The following is an 18,540-nucleotide window of genomic DNA, read 5'->3' on the forward strand; positions in this document are numbered from 1 at the left end:
TCGTGTACCATGAAGATGCAGCCTAGACTTGACCCGACAGGGCTTTTCGACGTCCGCTATGCCGGCTTCCTGGGAACAGTCGCGCATTTGCGTGGACGGCTGCACCGCTACTGCGCACGCATGACCGGTTCGGCGCTCGACGCCGAAGACGTGATGCAAGAGGCGCTGTTCGAGGCGTATCGGAAGATCGAGAAGCTGGACGATGCGAGCGCCCTTCGCCCCTGGCTGTTTCGCATCGCGCATAATCGCTGCATCGATTTCCTGCGAAGCCGGCAGGTGCGCCAGCAGGCTGAGGCCAATTTCGCCGAGGACGAGATCATCCTGCCGGTCGAGCCGGCGGGCCAGGGCGCCGATCGCGCGATCGAACGGCTGGTGATCCACCTGCCCCCCAAGGAACGCGCCTGTGTCCTGCTCAAGGATGTATTCGACTATTCGCTAGAAGAGATTGCCGATCTCGTCGGCTCGACGGTGGGTGGCGTCAAGGCCGCGTTGAACCGTGGCCGCTCGAAATTGGCCGCCTTGTCGGGCGAGCCAATCGTCCGTTCGGAGCGCCAAAGCGATCCGGAACTTCTGGAATTGCTCAGGCGCTATGTCGAATTGTTCAACCGCCGCGACTGGGACGGCGTACGGGCGCTGACCAGCGCCGACGCACAATTGCGGGTCGCGGATTGCTTCAAGGGCAGGCTGTCGGAATCACCTTACTTCGTCGAATACGAAAGAGCCTCGACGGCCTGGAAAATAGCGATTGGCGAGATTGATGGCGAGGCGGTGCTGCTCGTGCTCCACCATGGCGAAGCCGGTTGGAAGCCGGCCCATCCCGTTCGGATCGAAGCCGCCGGCGGGATCATAAATCGCATCACCGATTATTATGCCTGCCCCTGGATCATGCCGACGGCTGGTTCGGTGGTCGTTTCCGGGCGGCCTAACTGTCCGGCATCGACCTCAATGAAATGGGATCGATGCCGGACAAGACATAGGCGGCCTACTGAAGCTTCGCCTGCAAGGCGTTGACGTCATCCGTCGTCATTTCGCCGTCGGTCGTCACCTTGCCGTCGACGATCTTCCAGAGCCGGAACGGGCCGGTGATGTCGCCATACTTATCGAAGGCGACCGGACCGATGACGCCTTCGTAGCGGATCGGCTTGCCCTCCTTGATCAGGCTGAGCGCCTTGGCGAACTCGTCCTTGCCGGCATAGATCGGCGTACCGGCCGGGTCGACCGCCTTGTACATCGCATCCTTGATTTTGGCCGGATCCTCAGAGCCGGCAATGGCGATTGCCAAGCCGACAATGGCGCCGGCATCATAGGACCGGTCGGCTGCGGGATTGGAGGGTTCGATGCCCGAAAATTCCTTGTAGTTCTTGGTGAAATACTCGGTCGATGCGGTCGGGCTGGTGCCCGAGGACGTGCCGTAGGCGTCCTTCAAATAGTCGGCGCCGACGGATTCGATGAAGTCCGGGCTGTTCATGCCGTCATTGAGCAGGAATTTCTGGACACCGCCCTGCGAAATCCAGGTGCGGGCGATGGTTGCGCCGTCGACAGGTGTGCTGACGAGATAAAGCCCATCGGGCTCGCCGGCCATCGCCGCGGTAACTTCCGAGGCATAGCTCGATTGCTTTTCATTGTAGGGCGTGTCGGAGACGATGGTGCCGCCGAGCGCCTTATAGGCGCGCGAAAATTCCGCCACCATGTTGACGCCGAAGTCGTTGTTGACGTGGACGACCGACAGCTTCTTGAAACCCTTGTCGATGGCGTATTTGGCGGCGGCGACGCCTTGCAGTGCGTCCGAGGTGATGGTGCGGAAGAAAATGCCGTTGGTCTTGCCGTCGCGCCCAAGCGCCGTCAGCGTCGGCGACGAGGAAGCAGGCGACACCTGGACGATCTTGGCCGGAGCGGTGACCGAGGTCAGGATCGGAATCGACACCGAGGAGATGATGCCGCCGATGATCACCGGCACCTTCTTGACCTGCACGAGCTGCGTCGCGGCATCGACGGCGATGTTGCCCTGGCTCTGGCTGTCGCGGGTGTCGGTCGCTAGATCGCAGCCGCGCACGCCGCCCGCCTCGTTGATATCGCGGAAGGCCATTTCGACCGATTTGGCGCCTGCCTGGCCGTACTCGCCGGCCGGGCCTGTCAGTTCCATGACAAGGCCGACGGTGATCTTGCAATCGGCGGCTTGCGCTGCACCGGCCGCTGTCAGCAGAGCGAGCGCGGTGGTGATCTGAAGTATGGTCTTTTTCATTGTTGTTCCCCTTTCGTTACACGACTCTCATTGATGTCTTGAGCCCTGTTCAGCCTTCAGGCATCTGCAGCCAGGTTTCATGCAGATGTCGCCATTCGACGCCGTTGGGCGCCGATGAACTGGTGGTGAAAACGGCACTCGAGCGACGGCGGCTGTGCTTGCCGGCGCGCTGCTGTGCTTCGATGTAACAGACGAGGATCGTGTCGCCTTGTTGCCAGCCGGCCCGGATATCCTCGATCGAGATACTGAAATCGCCCTCAGAGGTGGCGCGGCTTGCCCTGACATGGTCGAGCACCGCGTCACGATCGAGGACCTTGCCATCCGGCGCAACCATGCAGAAGCCTTCGCCCATGACGTGCTCGAAGCGCCTGAAATCTGCATTGTCCGCACTCGCCGCATTGAACCAGTCGACGAAGAAGCGGTGGAGATCGACCACCTCGGCGCTGGCGCGGGAAAGCAAGGAGGGCTTTTCGTCCATGGCCGCGTTCATTTCCTGCCTGCATTCAAATTGTAATGCATGATCGAGCCGTGGCGGCCGTGACGGTCGCGTTCCAATGTGTAGACGTCGCCCAGCGGCCCACGGCTTTGCGCGATCACGGCAGCGATCCTCGCCCGGTCGTCGACATCGAGCGCGATGTCCATGATTCTGGCATTGGCAAGGGCGTGCGCCTGGTTGCGGGCGCCGACGATGACGGCCGCCACTTGCGGCTGCTCCAGCACCCAGGCGCTGGCGATGGTGGCGATATCGACGCCGTGGCGGTCGGCGACGGCCTTCAGTGTGCGAAGCAACTCTTGGAAAAGCTCCCAACCGCCGAAGTCGTCGATGATCAGCTTGTATTTCACCAGCGACCGGTTTTCGAGCGGCGTCTGCGGCTCGGTAACGCCAAGCCATTTTTCGCTGAGGAAGCCGCCCGCCACCGAACCGTAGCAGAGGAAACTGACGCCATGCCGGCTGGCGAGTGCTGCAAGGCTGTTGGCCGGCCGCTGGTCGAGCACGGAGTATTGCAATTGCTGGCTGACCAGCGGCACACCTGCGGCCAGGATCTCGGCCAGCCGCGGCGTGTCGAAGTTCGTGGTGCCAATGTTGCGCACCTTGCCTTTCCTGCGGATTTCGTCGAGCCAGCCCATCGCATCGACATAGCGGGGCACCGAATAGTCCCACCAATGGAACTGCACAAGATCGAGCCGCTCAGTCTTCAACCGCCGCAGCGACTGGTCGACGATGCTGCTGATGTAGTCGCGGCTGATCGTGGAAAGCCGCTCGAGGTCAGGCACCAGCTTGGTGTGCACCTTCATCTTGGCGGCAGCGTCGAGGCCACGCTCATTGGCAAGGCGCAGGCGCGCCGCGCCGATCAGCTCTTCGACACCGGTATAGATATCGGCGCAATCATAGGTCCTGATGCCGGCGTCGAAGGTGACGATCAGGTCGGTCACCGCCTGTTGGCAGTCGATCGCGCCGTGCCCGCCGGCAAGCTGCCAGCCGCCGCGAATGACGCGCGAGATCGTGTAGCCGGGGCTGAGCTCGAATGCCTTGGCGGTCATCTCCGGTCATTCTCCTTGGGCAGCGGCACCGCCGTGGTCTCTGAATGGCTGAACCGCCGCTTGCCGGTCCTGATGATCCGCAGCCGGCTGGCGCAATTGGGATCGGGACAGGCGATCTCGGCGTCCGATGTCATCCAGTCGTTCCTGTGGGTCGGGCGCTGCTTTGCTGCTAGAAGCGGCAACACGGCCGCGATGGAATAGATCGAGAAACCTTGCCCCGCCGGCATCGACAGCATCTCGCCCTTCAACTCGAAATGGTCGCCGGGCTTGGCGCCGCAATAGATCGGCTTACCCTTGGGGATGACCGCCTCGACGCGAAGGTCGAAGAGTTCGAAACTGTCGTCGGTCTCAGCCATTCAGATCTCCACCCGGGTGAAGGTGATGTCGCAGGCGCCGTTGCGGCGGATCACGCCACAAGCGGCTGCGAATTTATCGCGCTCCTCAGGCAGCACCTGCGCGACGACGCTTCCGGCAAGCCAGCCGATCGGGAACAGCAGGCGTGCACCCTGTCCATAAAACAAGCCGATGTCGAAGATGGCATTCGGGTTGCCACCCCACATACGCGGCGGCACGTAGCACAACACGATGTCGCCTGGCTGCGGCGTCAGCGTTGCATTCTCCGCTGGCAAGGGCCGGGCATAGGTTTGGCCCTCAAGTTCGGCTGATGGAACCGGGCAGGAGATTTCCGGCCCCGTCCACATCGCATGGATGCCGGCAACGATTCGCGGCCGGTCGAGATAGGCCAGCAGGAAGGCGGCGTTGTCAGGCGCCTTTTCAGGCAACAGCAGCGCGGTCACGGAAAGCTGTGAGCGCGGCTCGGTGATGCTGATGCCAGGCGCCGTCATGCCCTCAATCCTTCCTTGCTTGTGGACTGAAGTTTGTCGCGCAGGAAGGCGAAAGGCCGGCTTATGTCGGCCACCAGCGCCTCGCGCGCCGCTTGCGCATCCTGCCTGGAAAGCGCTGCGACGATGCTGCGGTGGTAGTGGGCGGTATCGACCTCTCCGGCATCCGAAAAGGCGTAGATGGCGACGCGGATACAAGGTCCGGATTGGAGCCACAGGCTCTCGATCATCGGGATCAGCACGGCGGAACCGCAGCAGCGGTAGATCTCGAAGTGGAAGCTCTGGTTGAGCGTCGCCTCGCGATCGATATCCTTCTTGTGCTTCAGCGCCCGCATCTCGTCCCATTCGCCGAGCATGGCCTCGACCGAAGCAATCTGGCGCGCGTTCATGCGCGTCGCGGCCAAGGCGATCGCTTCACCCTCGATCAGAGAGCGGGCCCGCAAGAGGTCGTCGATGCGCTCCAGCGTGATCGGCGGCACGCGCACCGAGCGGTTGGGAAGCGCCTCCAGCGCCTTCTCGGTGATCAGCCTTCCGAGCGCCTCGCGCACCGGCATGGTGCTGGTGACCAGCGCGTCGGCGAGGCCGCGGATGGTCAGAACCTGGCTCGGCTCGAAAAGGCCGCCGATCAAGGCGCGGCGCAGCTCCGAATAGACGCGATCCTGCACGGTCTCGCGCCCGACCGGCGTAAGCTGGGCGGCGATCACCTCATTGTTCTTTTCGATGGCGGCCTTCTGCATGGGCAGTCCCGGTCTCTGGCCCGTTTTCGGCTTGCGCAAGAAATTAAAGCCGAATAGCGTGATCAAAGCAAGTGTGATCACAAATCAAATCATAGGCGACGAAGATCGCTTTCGGCCAGAGGGATTGATGAGCGACACGACGGAACGGCAGGAGGAGATCCGCACGCCGGTCCTCACGGCCAGGAACGTCCTCAGACGCTTCGGCGGCCTGGTCGCGGTCAACAATGTCTCGTTCGACGTCCGGCCGGGCGAAATACTTGGCCTCATTGGCCCGAACGGCGCCGGCAAGACCACGATGTTCGACTTGCTCGCCGGCAGCATTCTACCGACTAGCGGCGAAATCCTCCTCAACGGCGTATCGGTGTCGGGGGAAGCAGCCCATCGCCGCATCGGTCGCGGCCTTGGCCGCACGTTCCAGATCCCCCGGCCCTTGCCTAACCTGACGCTGATCGAAAACGTCATGCTGGCCGCGCAGGGGCAGGCCGGAGAAAAACTGCTCGCCAACTTCCTGACACCCCGGCGGGTCGCTGCCGAAGAAAGGGCTGCCGAGACGAGAGCTATCGAGCTGCTCGAGCTCGTCACGATCGCTCACCTCGCGCACGAACCTGCGCGCGTGCTTTCAGGCGGCCAGCGCAAGCTGCTCGAGCTGGCCCGCGTGATGATGGCCGATCCGGCGATCATCCTGCTCGACGAGCCGGCGGCCGGGGTCAACGCGACATTGCTCGAAGTCATCATCGACCGCATCCGCGACATCAATGCGCGCGGCATCACTTTTCTGCTGATCGAACACAATATCGACATGGTGACGCGGCTTTGCCATCGCGTGCTGGTCATGGCGAGCGGTCAGCTTCTGTGCGAAGGCACCCCGGACGAAGTGGCGCGCGACCCACGCGTCATCGAGGCCTATCTCGGGGGCGCGGCATGAGCCAAAGGGTACTCGACGTCCGCGATCTCGAAGCCGGCTACGAGCCTGGCGTTCCGATCGTGCGCGGCGCTTCGATCACCGTCGACCAGGGCGAGATCGTCGTCGTTCTCGGTCCCAACGGCGCCGGCAAGTCGAGCCTTATCAAGGCAATCGCCGGCCTTGTCCCGATCACCGGCGGCACGGTGCTGCTGGACGGCAAGGATATCACGGCGTCGCCCGCCCACACCATGGTCCGCCTTGGCCTTGCCTTCGTGCCACAAACAGAGAACATCTTCCCGCTGATGTCGGTCGAGGACAATCTAAGGGTCGCCTGCGGCATCCTGAGGCCGCGCGAGACGCCAGCCCGCATCGGGGAAATGTATGCGGCCTTCCCCGATCTCGCCCGTCAGCGCAAGACCGCCGCCGGCAACCTGTCGGGTGGACAGCGGCAAATGCTGGCCGTCGCGCGGGCGTTGATCATCCATCCCAAGGTGCTGGTGCTTGACGAGCCGTCGGCCGGTCTGTCGCCGAAATTCGTGTCGATGGTGTTCGAGATGCTGGCCGGCATCCGCGAATCCGGCGTCACCATCCTGCTGGTCGAGCAGAACGCCAAGGCAGCGCTTGCCATCGGCGACCGCGCCTATGTGCTGGTTGAGGGCAAGGAGCGGCACCAGGGTGTCGCCGCCGAGCTCTGGAACGATCCAGTCGTCGCTGAACTCTATCTTGGCCAGCGCCGCCTCGACCTTGGACAAGGGAGTGCGGCATGAGCCTGCAATTTGTCGTAGACGGACTGCTGGCAGGTTCCATGATCGGCCTCGGCGCAATCGGCGTAACTCTCACCTATTCGATCCTGCGGTTCTCGAACTTCGCCCATGGCGACTTCATGGCCTGGGGCGCCTATGCGACGCTCGCCGTCGTCGGGGCCATCGGCGCGATGTTCGGCAAGATCGCGCCGATCGCTCCCCTCTCCTTCGGTTGGCCGCTGGTCGTCGCGCTCATCATCGGCATGGCGGCCACCGGCATGCTGGCGCTGGCGCTCGACATGGTGTTGTTCGCGCGGCTGCGCGCCAAGGGCCAGGCGATCATCGTGGTGATGGCGAGCTTCGGCGCCTCGATGGCGCTGAGAAGCCTGCTCGAATTCATCTTCACCTCGCGTCCGACCTATTTTAGCCGGGCCATCCAGATCGCGATGCCGATAGGCTTCGGCATCCGCATCACCCCCGACCAGATCGCGCTGCTGCTGCTGACCGCCGTCCTGGTGCTCGGTGTGCATCTTCTGATGACGCGGACCCAGACCGGCCGCTCGATGCAGGCGTTGAGCCAGAACGCGGCACTTGCCCGCATCGTCGGCATCGACGTCGCCAAGGTGGTGCGCGTCACCTGGATCATCGGCGGCGCGCTGGCCTGCGTCGCCGGCGTCATGATCGGCATTCTCATCCAGATCCGCCCGTTCATGGGTTTCGAGATGCTGCTGCCGATGTTCGCGGCCGCCATCCTCGGCGGCATCGGCAGTGTGCCCGGCGCCGTCCTCGGCGGTTTGATCATCGGCATGGCCGAAGCGGGTGCCGTGCAATTGATCGGCGCCGAATGGCGGGCAGCCGTTTCCTTCGTCATCCTGATGGCGGTGCTGTTCGTGCGGCCCATCGGCCTTTTCGGAGTGAGGGAACGCTGATGGATCTGCTCGGCTACGGCGCTTTCTTCCTGACCACCGCGCTGATCTTTTCGCTCGTCACGCTCGGGCTCAATTTGCAGTGGGGGCTGACCGGGCTTTTCAATGTCGGGGTCGCCGGCTTCGTTGCCATCGGCGCCTACACCTCGGCACTGCTGACCACGCCCGACGATGCCGCGCGGCTCGGCGGCTTCGATCTGCCGATCCTTGTCGGCTGGCTCGGCGCCATGCTGGTGGGCGGTGTCGCCGCCGCCATCACCGGCATCGCCACGCTGCGCCTGAGATCGGACTATCTGGCGATCACTACTTTCGGCGTCGCCGTCGTCGTGCAACTGGTAGCGCTCAATGCCCAGAAGCTGACCGGCGGCCCGTTCGGCATCGGCTTCATTCCGCGTCCGTTCGGCGGTCTCGCCGAAACGCCGTTGCTGTTCAACCTTTCGAACCTTGCGATCGTCTCGGTGGTGACGCTGATCGTCTATCTCGCGCTGGAGCATCTGTCGCGCAGCCCGTGGGGGCGCGTGTTGAAGGCGCTTCGCGAGGACGAGCGGGCGGCGATATCCCTAGGTAAAAGCGCACGTTTCTACCGTGTCCAGGCCTTTGCCGTGGGCGGTGCCATCATGGCACTTGCCGGCGCGTTGCAGGCGCATTTCACCGGCTTCATCGCTCCGGACAATTATTTGCCGGCGCTGACTTTCCAGGTCTGGGTGATGCTGATCGTTGGCGGCTCGGGCAGCAACATCGGCGCCGTCATCGGCAGCATCCTGGTCTGGGCGATATGGGCCGGATCGGGAGCCTTGACGAGTGTGTTGTTCTCGCCCGAACAACAGGCCCGCGCCGCCTCGCTGCAGATCGTGGCGATCGGCGTGATGCTGTGCGTCATCCTGCTGGTCAGGCCGAACGGCCTGTTCGGCGACAGGCCGCGGCGTGTGAGGTTTGGCAAGAGCACGAAAGTGACACCGGACGAGAGCGCTGCAAGGTCATGAGCAGCGTTGCCATGCCACGCGGCCTGTCGCTATGGCACGCGGTCGGCCGCAACCGCCGCGACCGGCCCGCTCTCGAAGGTGCACTCGATGTCGATCTGGCGATTGTCGGCGGCGGATTTTCTGGCCTTTCAACCGCGCTGCACACCGCCGAGAAAGGCGTCGCGGTCGCCGTCCTCGAGGCAGAAATCATCGCCTGGGGCGCGACCGGCAGGAACGCCGGCTTCGTCGTGCCGAATTTCGCGAAAAGAGACCCCGACGATATCATTGCCCAGCTCGGGCCCGAACGCGGCGAACGCCTTATCGGGTTCGCCACCGGCAGCGCCGACCTCGTCTTCAACCTGATCAAGCGGCACGGCATAGAATGCGATGCAGTTCAGAGCGGCTGGATACAACCCGCCCATTCGCCGGCCGCTTTGGAAAAAACTAGATCGCGCGCCGAACAATGGGCGCGACGCGGAAGGCCGGCTGTCGCGCTGGATAGACAGGCGGTCGAGGAACTGACCGGCGTTCGCGGCTATCTCGGCGGCTGGATGGACAGGTCGGGCGGTGTCCTCAATCCGGTCGAATATGCGCGCGGGCTCGCCGACGCGGCGGAAAGGGCCGGAGCGCTCATCTTCGAGCATACGCGTGTCGCGTCGATCGATCACGTAGGCGATGGTTGGGCTTTGAAGACGGCCTCCGGTTCGGTCCGCGCCGAAAAAGTGCTGGTCGCCACCAACGCCTATGGCGGCGCGCTGGATTGCGCGCTGCAGCGAACCTATTTCCCGCTGAAAATCTTCCAGATCGCGACGGCGCCGCTGCCGCGCGAAATACGCACCCGCTTGCTTCCGGGCGGGCAAGGCGTCGGCGACACCAGGCGCAATCTTTTCACCTTCCGCTTCGATAGCGAAAACCGGCTGATCACCGGCGGCATGCATGTTTTTGGCCCCGGTGCCGACACGCGGGTGCCGCGGGCGATCTGGAGACGGCTCGCCAAGCACCTCGATCTCCCGGACATCCCGCCGCTTGAATATAGCTGGTCGGGGATGGCTGCCGTCGAGCCCGACTTCCTGCCGCACCTCGTCGATCTCGGCCCCGGCCTGATCGCGGGCTTTGCCTGTAACGGGCGCGGCATCGCCATGACGACTGCCATGGGCAAGGTGCTTGCCGACTGGGCTGATGGAACAAAGCCTCAGGATTTGCTGCTGCCGTTTGCGCCGCCGTCGCCGATCCCGTTCCACAGCCTGATGCGGCATGCACCAAACATGGTGCTCCCCTGGAGCATGCTGCGCGACCGGCTGGATGGCTGATCGACGTGCGTGTCTGTCCGCCGTCCTGATACCCGAACTGCTAGACTCACTCACATCATGTTGTTAACGACAGCGGATGAAGCAGAACTATCTTTATCTCATCATCGGCGCTTTGGTCGTCGCCGTCATTGCCTTGGGCATTTACGTTTATCGCGAGGAGACTAAGCCGAAAGGCGTGGAACTTCGTATCGACGATTCCGGCATTTCAGTTCAGGAAAAGTAGATCACATATTCCTGTTACCCGATTTTGCGCTGGAAGTCGGCTTGCACCGCCTCACCCCAACTCCAACGTCGTTATCGCATAGACACCAGACTGCATGAGCTGCGGCGCCTTTCCCTTGTACATTCGAGCGGTCTCGAAGCCCGGCTGAAGGCCGGCGGACGACAGCAAAGCTGCAAATTGCCCGCTGGTTTCGGGAACGTCGAGATGGACGTTTCCGGGACCGCACATGTGCGCAAGCGTGGCGAAGAGACGGCTTGCCGCGTCCAGATCGTCGGCAAAAAGCGGGCCGATCTTGAAGCCGTCCCGGCATTGGCGCGCGACGCCGTATCCCGCAATGGCGCCGTGCTTGATGATCGCAAGCGCCATATGCGGCGGGCGCAGCCAATGTTCCAGGAAGGATCGCCTCGGGCCGGGAAAGAAGCGGCGGTCATAGTCCAGTATGTCCGGCACGAGTTCCGGTCCTATGGCGCGAATCTCACTGCCGGCGGCTGCCGGGACATTCGGTGATCCCATGAACCGGATCGTACCGGTAGGCCGGCGCAAAGCCCATACTGCGGTAGTTGGCCTGCTGTTCGACGACGCCGTCGAGGCCGATCGTGCGCTTGCCGAGCCGCGCCATGCCGGCATCCCAAACGGCCTTGCCGTGGCCTTGGCCACGCCTGTCCGGCCGGCAGATGTAGAGGCCGATGAAGCCGAAATCGTCGCCATAGGCAACGGCCGAAATACCGGCCGACAATTCGCCGTCGACAAAGGCGCCGATGAAGCCCTGCGGGTCGGCTGCCTGGAACAGCGCGGCGTCGCCGAGGCCGGGATTCCAGCCTTCCGCCGCCGCCCAATCGACAAGGGTTTCCACTTCGTCACGTGCGAGCGTTCGGATCGTTCGGGGCATTGCGATCAATCGGCGGCACCAGGCGCGAAGGATTTCAGCGCACCATGATAGGGCTTTGCCAATGGGCTTGCATAGGCGCCGCGCTTGGATGTCGTCAGGCCAAGCGCGATCAATGCCTCGGCCTGTTTCACCGCAGCGCCCACGCCGTCGACGACCGGAAGCCCGAATTCCCGCTGCAGCGCCACCGCCAGGTCGGCCATGCCGGCACAGCCGAGCACGATCGCCTCGGCGCGATCCTCGTCGATGGCGCGCGCAATCTCGTTGCGCAGCCTGGGCAGTGCGCCGGACGCCGGATCTTCGAGGGCAAGAACCGGGATATCGGCGGCGCGCACACGCGCCCGCCCCGCCATGCCATAGCGCTGGACCAGCCCTTCGACCGGCACGCGCGAACGCCCGGTGGTGGTGACGACGGTGAAGCGCTGGGCGATAAACGAGGCCGTGCTGAGCGATGCCTCACAGATGCCGATGACCGGAATGTTAGCCATGGCGCGTGCGGGATCAAGGCCGGTATCGTCGAAACAGGCAATGATCGCGGCTTGCGCGCCCGAGCGTTCGCCGGCGGCGATCTCGACCAGCAGGCCGGGCACGGCAAGCGCCTCGTCATAATAGCCTTCGATCGACACAGGTCCCATCGTCGAGGTGACCGCAACGATCGTCGTCGATGCGCCGGCGACAGATCGGGCCGCGGCTGCGATAGTGTCGGTCATGCTGGCGGTGGTGTTTGGATTGACGACGAGGATCTGCACTGTCAGGCACGCTCGCGGCGGCGGCCGACATAGACGATCGCGCCGAGCGTCAGCAGGATGACCAGGAAGGAAAACACGGTCGTCACGGTGCCCAGCGCATAGAGCACCGGTGTCGTCACATTGGTCGTCATGCCGTAGATTTCGAGCGGCAGCGTGTTGAACGTGCCCGAGGTCATCAGCGTGCGGGCGAACTCGTCATATGACAGAGTGAAGCCGAACAGGCCGACACCGATCAGGCTGGGTGCGATCATCGGCAGAACGACATGGGCGAAGGTCTGCCACGACGATGCTCCGAGATCGCGCGCGGCTTCCTCATAGGCCGGCGAGAACCGGTTGAAGACGGCGAACATGATCAGCACGCCGAAAGGCAAGGTCCAGGTCAAATGGGCGCCCAAAGCGGACGTGTACCAGGCGGGGCGGAAACCGATCTGCTGAAAGACAACGCCGATGCCAAGGCTGATGATGATCGAGGGCACTACGAGGCTGGCGACGGCCAGATAGAACAGTGCGGTTGCGCCGCGAAATTTCTGCCGGAAGGCCAGACCGGCAAGCAGCGACACGACAACAGTCACCATCATCACCATCAGGCCAAGGATGAGCGAGCGTTTGAAGCTGCCGCCGAAGTCGCCGACCGCCTGGCGCTCGAACAAATTGGCGAACCAGTGCAGCGAGACGCCGTTCAGCGGAAATGTCAGACCGCCATTCTCGCCCTGGAAGGACAGGATAAGGATCGCCGAAAGCGGGCCGTAGAGGAACAGCACGAAAAGCGCAAAGAACGCCGCCAGTACATAGAATTTGAGGGTCCGCTTGTCGTGACTCAAAATCTCACAGCTCCTTGCGAATGTCGACGATGCGCAAGATGCCCGCGACCATCAGCAGGACCAATACCAGCAGCACGACCGCGTTGGCAGCGGCCGCCGGATACTGCAGCAGCGACATCTGGTTCTTCATCATCAGCGCGACGGAGGCGCTCTGGCCGCCGGACATCACCTGCACGGTCGAAAAATCGGCCATCACCAGCGTGACGACGAAGATGGTGCCGATCGCCATGCCGGGCTTGGCGAGCGGGATGATGACGTTCCAAAGAACCTGCCAGCCGGAAGCGCCGGCATCGCGTGCGGCCTCGATCAACGACTTGTCGATACGCATCAGCGTGTTGAAGATCGGCGTCACCATGAACAGTGTGTAGAGATGCACCATGGCGAGCACCACCGCGAATTCGGAATAGAGCAGCCATTCGATCGGCTTCGGGATCAGTCCCATCTGCACCAGCGTCGAGTTGACCAGGCCATTGCGGCCAAGCACCGGAATCCACGAGATCATGCGGATGATGTTGGAGGTCAGGAACGGCACGGTGCAGACCAGGAACAGCACCATCTGCATGGCAGTGGTCCTGATATGGAAGGCGAGGAAATAGGCGACCCAGAAGCCGATGAACAGCGTCAGCGCCCAGACGATGGCGGCATATTTCAGCGTGTTGAGATAGGTTTTCCAGGTGACCCAGGAGCCGAGCGTGTCGGCGTAGTTGGTGGTCAGGAAATCCGGGTACATCGCCGCGAAATCGTAGTCCCAGAATGAGACCACGGCGATCATCAGGATCGGCAGCAGGAGAAACGCGCCGAGGATCAGCGCCAGCGGTGCCGCCTGGAGATAGGGTGCGAGGCCGGCAAAGGAGCGCCTACGTCGCGCTGGCTTCGCAGACGTAACGTGCGTGGATTGTTCGAGCGCTACTGCCATCTATATCTCGGTCGAAGTCGGCGATGCGACTGAGGGGTGTTCCCTTCTCCCCCTGTGGGAGAAGGTGGCCGAGCGAAGCTCGGCCGGATGAGGGGTGTTCCAGCTTGGCACCAACAGTGCTCCGTCCAGCACCCCTCAACCGTCTTGGCGCTGCGCGCCAATCCACCTTCTCCCACAAGGGGAGAAGGCAGAGGGCATCAAGCAGCGATGAACTCGTTCCAGCGCTTCACCATGTAGCGGTCCTCGTCCATGACCGAGTTCCAGCAGGCGACCTTGCCCATACGCTCTTCGAACGAGCCGCCGTCACGCACGGCGCCGGCCTTTTCCATGACCTTGCCGTCCGGCGACAGGATATCGCCCTTAGCCGGCTTGCCTTCGATCCAGTAGCCCCACTCGTCCTCGGACATGAACTTCTTGGCCGACACCATGTTGGCCGAGTAGTAGCCTTGGCGGTTGAGATAGCCGCCTACCCAGCCGGAGGTGTACCAGTTGATGTATTCATAGGCGGCGTCGAGTTCGGCGCCGGAGAGATGGGCTGCCAGGCCAAGCCCGCCACCCCAGGAGCGGTAGCCTTCCTTGAGCGGCTGGAACCGGCACGCGATGCCCTTGGAGCGGACCGCGGCCACGGCCGGCGACCACATCGACTGGATCACCACTTCGCCTGAAGCCATCAGGTTGACGCTCTCGTCGAAGGATTTCCAGAAGGCGCGGAACTGGCCGGCTTGCTTGGCCTTGATCAGGAAGTCGATCGTCTTGTCGATCTCCTCCTTGGTCATGTTGCCCTTGTCGGCATATTTGATATTGCCGGTGGCTTCCATGATCATCGCCGCATCCATGATGCCGATCGATGGGATGTTGAGGATGGCGGTCTTGCCCTTGAAGGCCGGATCCATGATGTCGGCCCAGGTGGTGATATCGCGGCCGACGAGGTCGGGGCGGATACCGAGCGTATCGGCATTGTAGATCGTCGGCACCATGGTGAACCAATTGGTCGGCGCCTTGGCGAAGGCCTTGCTGTCCTGCGCCTCGACGTAACCGACCGTATGCGGCGCGGTGCCCTGGGCGATAACGCTGTCCGGCGTCAGCTTGCCGGTTTTGAACAGCGGCACCAGTTCGTCGTAGTATTTCAGCTTGGTGACATCCATCGGCTGCAGGACGCCTGTCGGGAACACCTTCTTGCAGATCCAGTATTCGATATCAGCGATGTCGTAGCTGTCGGGCTGCGTCACGGCGCGCTGCGCGGCGGCGTCGGAATCGGTTGCCGTCATCTCCAGCGTGATGCCGAGATCGGCTTTGCACTTGTCGGCGATGGCATTGAGGTTAGACACACCGGTGCCGAACTGGCGCAGCGTGATGTTCGATTGCGCCCAGATGGTCGGAAAGCCCGATATGGCGCCGGAACCGGCGGCAAAACCGACGGCGGCGGCACCTGTCTTGAGCAGCGAACGTCGCGATATTCCAGTCTTCTTGTCGGTGGTGTTGGTCATGTTCAGTTCCCCTGTTTTGGTTGGTTATGCTGGATTCAGGAATGGAGACGGCCAAGGACGATCGCGTCCTCGGCGTCCCAAGCGATCGGCACTGCGTCGCCGACGGCAACCGGCCTGGCGAAGAAGCTGGTGTCGTCGACGATCACCGTGAAATCCTCGATGCCGGCGCCATTGACCGAGAGCTTCACGGTCGAACCGCGGTACTCGGCGTTTGAAACGATGCCGGTGAAGCCGAGCCCGGCTGCCGGCGGCTCGCCGATGCGCACGTGGTCCGTGCGAATGGCGATATCGATGGGCTCCCCGGTCTCCCTGCCCTGCCCGCTGGCGGCGAGCGTGACGCCGCCGGGCACATCGAAAACGACCATGCCGTCGCGACTGCCGGTGACGCGGCCGGAGATGACATTGTGGTCGCCCATGAAACGGGCGACGAAGGCGGTGGCCGGCCGCTCGAACACGATGCGGGGGTGCGCCGCCTGCTCGATGCGGCCGTCGTTCATCACCACGATCAGGTCGGCCAGCGCCATCGCCTCTTCCTGGCTGTGAGTGACGTGGACGAAAGTGATGCCGAGCGACGTCTGCAGCTTCTTCAGTTCGGCCCGCATGCGGATTTTCAGGAACGGATCGAGCGCCGATAGCGGTTCGTCGAGCAACAGCGCCTCGGGATCGGTGATCAGTGCGCGGGCGAGAGCAACGCGCTGCTGCTGGCCGCCGGAAAGCTGCGCCGGACGACGGCTGGCATAGGCCTCCATCTGCATCAGCTTCAGCATGTCGAGTGCCTTGGCGCGGCGCTCCTCCTTGCCGACGCCTTTCATCTTCAGGCTGAACGCGACATTGTCGATCAGGTCAAGATGCGGAAACAGTGCGTAGGATTGGAACATCATGGCAGTGCCGCGCCTAGCCGGTGGCAGGTCGGTGACCACAATGTTGCCGAGACGCACATCGCCGCTCGATATGCTTTCGTGCCCGGCGATCATGCGCAGCGTCGAGGTCTTGCCACAGCCGGACGGACCGAGCAGGCAGCAATAGGTTCCCGCAGGGATTTTCAGGCTGATGCCTTCGACGGCAGTCGTTGCGCCATAGACTTTCGAAACGGACACAATGTCGATTTCGGCGGCTTTGGACATCCAGCTTCCCCTTTGGTCGGAGTAGCCAAAGCATCATGCGTGCCAGTTGCGCGCCGCCGCACCAACCGACTGAATCCTCGAAGAAATCAGAGCCGCCTCCATATGGCTGCCGATACGGCACGCTTGTGCAATGCACAAATTATAGGCGATTGCTGCCGATCCTCGCAAAAATCGTATGCAATCTTTTTCATCCCTGTATTCACTTTGTCTCTCGTCCAAGCGATGCGATTCAGGGTAGAAGTACGCAGGATCACCGCCATGAACATTGCCGACCAGACTTTCCCTGCTATCGAGGCTGCCAACGAGGATCGCGCGCAGGCGATCCGCGACCAGTTGCGCGACGCGATCGTCGATCGCCGGCTGGCGCCGGGAACCAAGCTTTCCGAAGGCGAAGTCGGCACGCTGTTCGATGTCAGCCGCACCGTGGCGCGTGCGGCACTGCAGATGCTTTCCTTCGAGGGATTGGTGCGCACCGAGCGCAATCGCGGCGCCTTCGTCGCCAATCCGTCGCCGGAGGAAGCGCGGCAGGTTTTTGCTTCGCGCCGGCTCATCGAACCAGGCATCGCGATTGCCGCCGCCGGGCGGATGACGCCGGCGCATGTCGCCGCGTTCAAGGCCCAGCTCGACGAAGAAGGCCGTTTCATCGCCGAGCGCGGACCGAACGCAAGGCGATCGGAGATCAAGGCGTCGGGGGATTTTCACCTGCTTCTGGCGTCGGTCGCGGGAAACGTCATCCTGCAGCGCTTCATGGAGGAATTGGTCGCTCGTTCATCGCTGGTGATCGCACTCTATGGCCGCTCGGGCATCTCGAGCTGCGGCCACAACGAACACACGCAGATCCTCGAGGCGCTGGAAAATGGCAATGCCGAACGCGCCAGCGCGCTGATGCTGCACCACATCGACCATATCGAGGCCGACCTCGATTTGCGCGTCAGGAGCGGCCCGGCACTCAGGCAGGCGCTCGAGTTCTGAGATCACGTCAACGCACAATCCTCACGCACATCGGCGTGCCGACATCGATGGATCGGCCGGTGTCGGTCAGCCGGCCGGTGGCTGCGTCGCGCGCGAAAATCGAGATGCGGTCGGCGTTCTGGTTGGCCGAGAAGAGATGGCCGCCCGAGGGTGTCAGGGCCAGATTGCGCGGCGTGGCGCCGCCGCAAGGCGTATAGCCCACAAGGGCAAGCCTGCCGGTTTGCTGGTCGACCGAAAACACCGCGATGCTGTCATGGCCGCGGTTGGAGCCATAGAGGAAGCGGCCGTCGGGCGAGATCTGGATGTCGGCGCAGTGATTGCCGTCGCGCGCCTCGGCCGGCACGGCCGCCTTGCTGTCGATCACCGTAAGCTTGCCTGATGCCTCGTCCAGCGCCAGCGAGACGACCGTCGAATCCAGCTCGTTCATGACGAACACGAAGCGGCCGCCCGGATGCAGCGCCAAATGGCGCGGACCGGCGCCCGGCGCGAGTGCCGACTCGGCCAGTTTGGTCAGGCTGCCGTCTGAGCCGATCCGATAGGACACCAGCCGGTCGATGCCGAGGTCGGCGACGATCGCCATGCCGCCGGCAACCGTCTCGGTTACGCTATGGGCATGCGGCCGCTCCTGGCGGGCGAGGTCTGGTCCGGTCCCGCTATGCGCGACGCTCGACAACGGCGCTGTCAGGCCGCCATCCTCGCGCAGCCCCAAGACCACGACCGAGCGATCGGGGCCGCCCTCGCCCATGCCGTAATTGGCGACCAGCAGCTTCGTCCGGTCGCGCGTGATGGTGTTGTGCGCCGTGATGCTGCCCAGCGTCGGCTGCTTGTTGATGTAGGACAGCGTGGCAGTCTGCCTGTCGAAGCGGTAAGCCGAGACCACGCCTTCGCGCCAGGTGAACACTTCGGAATTGGCGTAGACGTGGGAGCCGTCCGGCGTCACCGACAGGAAGGTCGGATTGTCGATGTCTTCCGTCTCGGCCAGTTTCTTCGTCTCCAGCGTCCCCTCGTCGAAACTGTAAACACCCAACCCGACACCGCGCGCGCCTTGAAAATACGGGGCGTCGCGATTGAGGCTGCCGACGAAAACCAGACAGGCATTCTGCATCACTTCCTCCCTTGTTCCGCCGGCATTGGCCGCACGGAACGGGCAAAAT

20 protein-coding genes and 1 pseudogene are annotated in these 18,540 nt (G+C 63.1%); 8 read left to right on the forward strand and 13 right to left on the reverse strand.

What is annotated here, in order from left to right; translation table 11 throughout:
- The first annotated feature begins 9 nt into the window (after positions 1-9).
- A complete protein-coding gene (locus NKG60_RS11365; protein ID WP_352660526.1) occupies positions 10-1,011 on the forward strand; it encodes a sigma-70 family RNA polymerase sigma factor in 1,002 nt (333 codons plus the stop codon).
- Here the strand turns inward: NKG60_RS11365 and NKG60_RS11370 are convergent.
- The 6 genes from NKG60_RS11370 to NKG60_RS11395 are packed head-to-tail and all read right to left on the reverse strand — an operon-like array spanning position 983 to position 5,363.
- Positions 983-2,242, reverse strand: coding sequence for an ABC transporter substrate-binding protein (locus tag NKG60_RS11370; protein ID WP_352866745.1), 1,260 nt, complete (start codon positions 2,240-2,242; stop codon positions 983-985). The genes NKG60_RS11365 and NKG60_RS11370 overlap by 29 nt on opposite strands.
- A 49-nt stretch (positions 2,243-2,291) precedes the next feature.
- Complete coding sequence (locus tag NKG60_RS11375; protein ID WP_352660520.1) at positions 2,292-2,720, reverse strand: DUF4440 domain-containing protein; 429 nt, start codon at positions 2,718-2,720, stop codon at positions 2,292-2,294.
- Positions 2,721-2,728: 8 nt separating this feature from the next.
- On the reverse strand, positions 2,729-3,784 hold the full coding sequence (locus NKG60_RS11380; protein WP_352660517.1) for an aldo/keto reductase: 1,056 nt from the start codon (positions 3,782-3,784) through the stop codon (positions 2,729-2,731).
- Positions 3,781-4,140 carry a TIGR04076 family protein gene (locus NKG60_RS11385; RefSeq protein WP_352660514.1) on the reverse strand — a complete coding sequence of 120 codons (360 nt, stop codon included), beginning with the start codon at positions 4,138-4,140 and terminating at the stop codon, positions 3,781-3,783. The genes NKG60_RS11380 and NKG60_RS11385 overlap by 4 nt, the downstream gene beginning before the upstream one ends.
- The gene (locus tag NKG60_RS11390) at positions 4,141-4,629 is read right to left on the reverse strand and encodes a DUF3830 family protein (RefSeq protein WP_352660511.1); all 489 of its coding nucleotides are present in this window, start codon (positions 4,627-4,629) and stop codon (positions 4,141-4,143) included.
- Positions 4,626-5,363 (reverse strand): GntR family transcriptional regulator, encoded by a 738-nt coding sequence (locus tag NKG60_RS11395; RefSeq protein WP_352465994.1) that lies wholly within the window; start codon positions 5,361-5,363, stop codon positions 4,626-4,628. The genes NKG60_RS11390 and NKG60_RS11395 overlap by 4 nt, the downstream gene beginning before the upstream one ends.
- A gap of 127 nt (positions 5,364-5,490) precedes the next feature.
- On the opposite strand from NKG60_RS11395, the gene NKG60_RS11400 reads away from it, so the two are divergent.
- The 6 genes from NKG60_RS11400 (at position 5,491) to NKG60_RS11425 (ending at position 10,431) form a co-directional block, all read left to right on the forward strand.
- Positions 5,491-6,288, forward strand: a complete 798-nt coding sequence (locus NKG60_RS11400; protein WP_352660506.1) for an ABC transporter ATP-binding protein — start codon at positions 5,491-5,493, stop codon at positions 6,286-6,288.
- Positions 6,285-7,034, forward strand: coding sequence for an ABC transporter ATP-binding protein (locus tag NKG60_RS11405; RefSeq protein ID WP_352660503.1), 750 nt, complete (start codon positions 6,285-6,287; stop codon positions 7,032-7,034). Before NKG60_RS11400 ends, NKG60_RS11405 begins: the two co-directional genes overlap by 4 nt.
- Positions 7,031-7,939 (forward strand): branched-chain amino acid ABC transporter permease, encoded by a 909-nt coding sequence (locus NKG60_RS11410; RefSeq protein WP_352660500.1) that lies wholly within the window; start codon positions 7,031-7,033, stop codon positions 7,937-7,939. The genes NKG60_RS11405 and NKG60_RS11410 overlap by 4 nt, the downstream gene beginning before the upstream one ends.
- A complete protein-coding gene (locus NKG60_RS11415; protein WP_352661296.1) occupies positions 7,936-8,919 on the forward strand; it encodes a branched-chain amino acid ABC transporter permease in 984 nt (327 codons plus the stop codon). Before NKG60_RS11410 ends, NKG60_RS11415 begins: the two co-directional genes overlap by 4 nt.
- Positions 8,916-10,208 carry an NAD(P)/FAD-dependent oxidoreductase gene (locus NKG60_RS11420; RefSeq protein ID WP_352660497.1) on the forward strand — a complete coding sequence of 431 codons (1,293 nt, stop codon included), beginning with the start codon at positions 8,916-8,918 and terminating at the stop codon, positions 10,206-10,208. Before NKG60_RS11415 ends, NKG60_RS11420 begins: the two co-directional genes overlap by 4 nt.
- A 76-nt stretch (positions 10,209-10,284) precedes the next feature.
- The gene (locus NKG60_RS11425) at positions 10,285-10,431 is read left to right on the forward strand and encodes a hypothetical protein (RefSeq protein ID WP_023716676.1); all 147 of its coding nucleotides are present in this window, start codon (positions 10,285-10,287) and stop codon (positions 10,429-10,431) included.
- 51 nt (positions 10,432-10,482) lie between these two features.
- Here NKG60_RS11425 and NKG60_RS11430 read toward each other — a convergent pair.
- The 6 genes and pseudogenes from NKG60_RS11430 to NKG60_RS11455 all read right to left on the reverse strand — a co-directional run bounded on the left by NKG60_RS11430 (position 10,483) and on the right by NKG60_RS11455 (position 16,414).
- Positions 10,483-11,320 (reverse strand): annotated as a pseudogene (locus NKG60_RS11430) (GNAT family N-acetyltransferase).
- A gap of 5 nt (positions 11,321-11,325) precedes the next feature.
- The gene (locus NKG60_RS11435) at positions 11,326-12,066 is read right to left on the reverse strand and encodes an aspartate/glutamate racemase family protein (protein ID WP_352660494.1); all 741 of its coding nucleotides are present in this window, start codon (positions 12,064-12,066) and stop codon (positions 11,326-11,328) included.
- 2 nt (positions 12,067-12,068) lie between these two features.
- Entirely contained in the window at positions 12,069-12,887 is an 819-nt protein-coding gene (locus NKG60_RS11440) for an ABC transporter permease (protein ID WP_352660491.1), read from the reverse strand.
- 4 nt (positions 12,888-12,891) lie between these two features.
- Positions 12,892-13,803: an ABC transporter permease gene (locus NKG60_RS11445; protein WP_352660488.1), complete on the reverse strand. Its 912-nt coding sequence runs from the start codon at positions 13,801-13,803 to the stop codon at positions 12,892-12,894.
- Positions 13,804-14,000: 197 nt separating this feature from the next.
- Positions 14,001-15,290, reverse strand: a complete 1,290-nt coding sequence (locus NKG60_RS11450) for an ABC transporter substrate-binding protein (RefSeq protein ID WP_352660485.1) — start codon at positions 15,288-15,290, stop codon at positions 14,001-14,003.
- Between the two features lie 35 nt (positions 15,291-15,325).
- Positions 15,326-16,414 (reverse strand): ABC transporter ATP-binding protein, encoded by a 1,089-nt coding sequence (locus NKG60_RS11455; RefSeq protein ID WP_352660483.1) that lies wholly within the window; start codon positions 16,412-16,414, stop codon positions 15,326-15,328.
- A 258-nt stretch (positions 16,415-16,672) separates the two neighbouring features.
- Between NKG60_RS11455 and NKG60_RS11460 the strand changes: the two genes are divergently transcribed.
- A complete protein-coding gene (locus NKG60_RS11460; protein ID WP_023676076.1) occupies positions 16,673-17,386 on the forward strand; it encodes a GntR family transcriptional regulator in 714 nt (237 codons plus the stop codon).
- Between the two features lie 7 nt (positions 17,387-17,393).
- On the opposite strand, the gene NKG60_RS11465 is transcribed toward NKG60_RS11460, so the two are convergent.
- Positions 17,394-18,491, reverse strand: a complete 1,098-nt coding sequence (locus tag NKG60_RS11465; RefSeq protein ID WP_352660480.1) for a lactonase family protein — start codon at positions 18,489-18,491, stop codon at positions 17,394-17,396.
- Between the last annotated feature and the right edge of the window lie 49 nt (positions 18,492-18,540).

Source organism: Mesorhizobium sp. M1428 (genome assembly GCF_040317515.1).
Lineage (GTDB): Bacteria > Pseudomonadota > Alphaproteobacteria > Rhizobiales > Rhizobiaceae > Mesorhizobium.

Coding starts and splice junctions, on each gene's coding strand:
- NKG60_RS11455 (WP_352660483.1), bottom strand. CDS start 16,414: ATGTCCAAAGCCGCCGAAATCGACATTGTGTCCGTTTCGAAAGTCTAT.
- NKG60_RS11385 (WP_352660514.1), bottom strand. CDS start 4,140: ATGGCTGAGACCGACGACAGTTTCGAACTCTTCGACCTTCGCGTCGAG.
- NKG60_RS11400 (WP_352660506.1), top strand. CDS start 5,491: ATGAGCGACACGACGGAACGGCAGGAGGAGATCCGCACGCCGGTCCTC.
- NKG60_RS11365 (WP_352660526.1), top strand. CDS start 10: ATGAAGATGCAGCCTAGACTTGACCCGACAGGGCTTTTCGACGTCCGC.
- NKG60_RS11405 (WP_352660503.1), top strand. CDS start 6,285: ATGAGCCAAAGGGTACTCGACGTCCGCGATCTCGAAGCCGGCTACGAG.
- NKG60_RS11370 (WP_352866745.1), bottom strand. CDS start 2,242: ATGAAAAAGACCATACTTCAGATCACCACCGCGCTCGCTCTGCTGACA.
- NKG60_RS11390 (WP_352660511.1), bottom strand. CDS start 4,629: ATGACGGCGCCTGGCATCAGCATCACCGAGCCGCGCTCACAGCTTTCC.
- NKG60_RS11450 (WP_352660485.1), bottom strand. CDS start 15,290: ATGACCAACACCACCGACAAGAAGACTGGAATATCGCGACGTTCGCTG.
- NKG60_RS11410 (WP_352660500.1), top strand. CDS start 7,031: ATGAGCCTGCAATTTGTCGTAGACGGACTGCTGGCAGGTTCCATGATC.
- NKG60_RS11420 (WP_352660497.1), top strand. CDS start 8,916: ATGAGCAGCGTTGCCATGCCACGCGGCCTGTCGCTATGGCACGCGGTC.
- NKG60_RS11375 (WP_352660520.1), bottom strand. CDS start 2,720: ATGGACGAAAAGCCCTCCTTGCTTTCCCGCGCCAGCGCCGAGGTGGTC.
- NKG60_RS11395 (WP_352465994.1), bottom strand. CDS start 5,363: ATGCAGAAGGCCGCCATCGAAAAGAACAATGAGGTGATCGCCGCCCAG.
- NKG60_RS11380 (WP_352660517.1), bottom strand. CDS start 3,784: ATGACCGCCAAGGCATTCGAGCTCAGCCCCGGCTACACGATCTCGCGC.
- NKG60_RS11445 (WP_352660488.1), bottom strand. CDS start 13,803: ATGGCAGTAGCGCTCGAACAATCCACGCACGTTACGTCTGCGAAGCCA.
- NKG60_RS11425 (WP_023716676.1), top strand. CDS start 10,285: ATGAAGCAGAACTATCTTTATCTCATCATCGGCGCTTTGGTCGTCGCC.
- NKG60_RS11460 (WP_023676076.1), top strand. CDS start 16,673: ATGAACATTGCCGACCAGACTTTCCCTGCTATCGAGGCTGCCAACGAG.
- NKG60_RS11465 (WP_352660480.1), bottom strand. CDS start 18,491: ATGCAGAATGCCTGTCTGGTTTTCGTCGGCAGCCTCAATCGCGACGCC.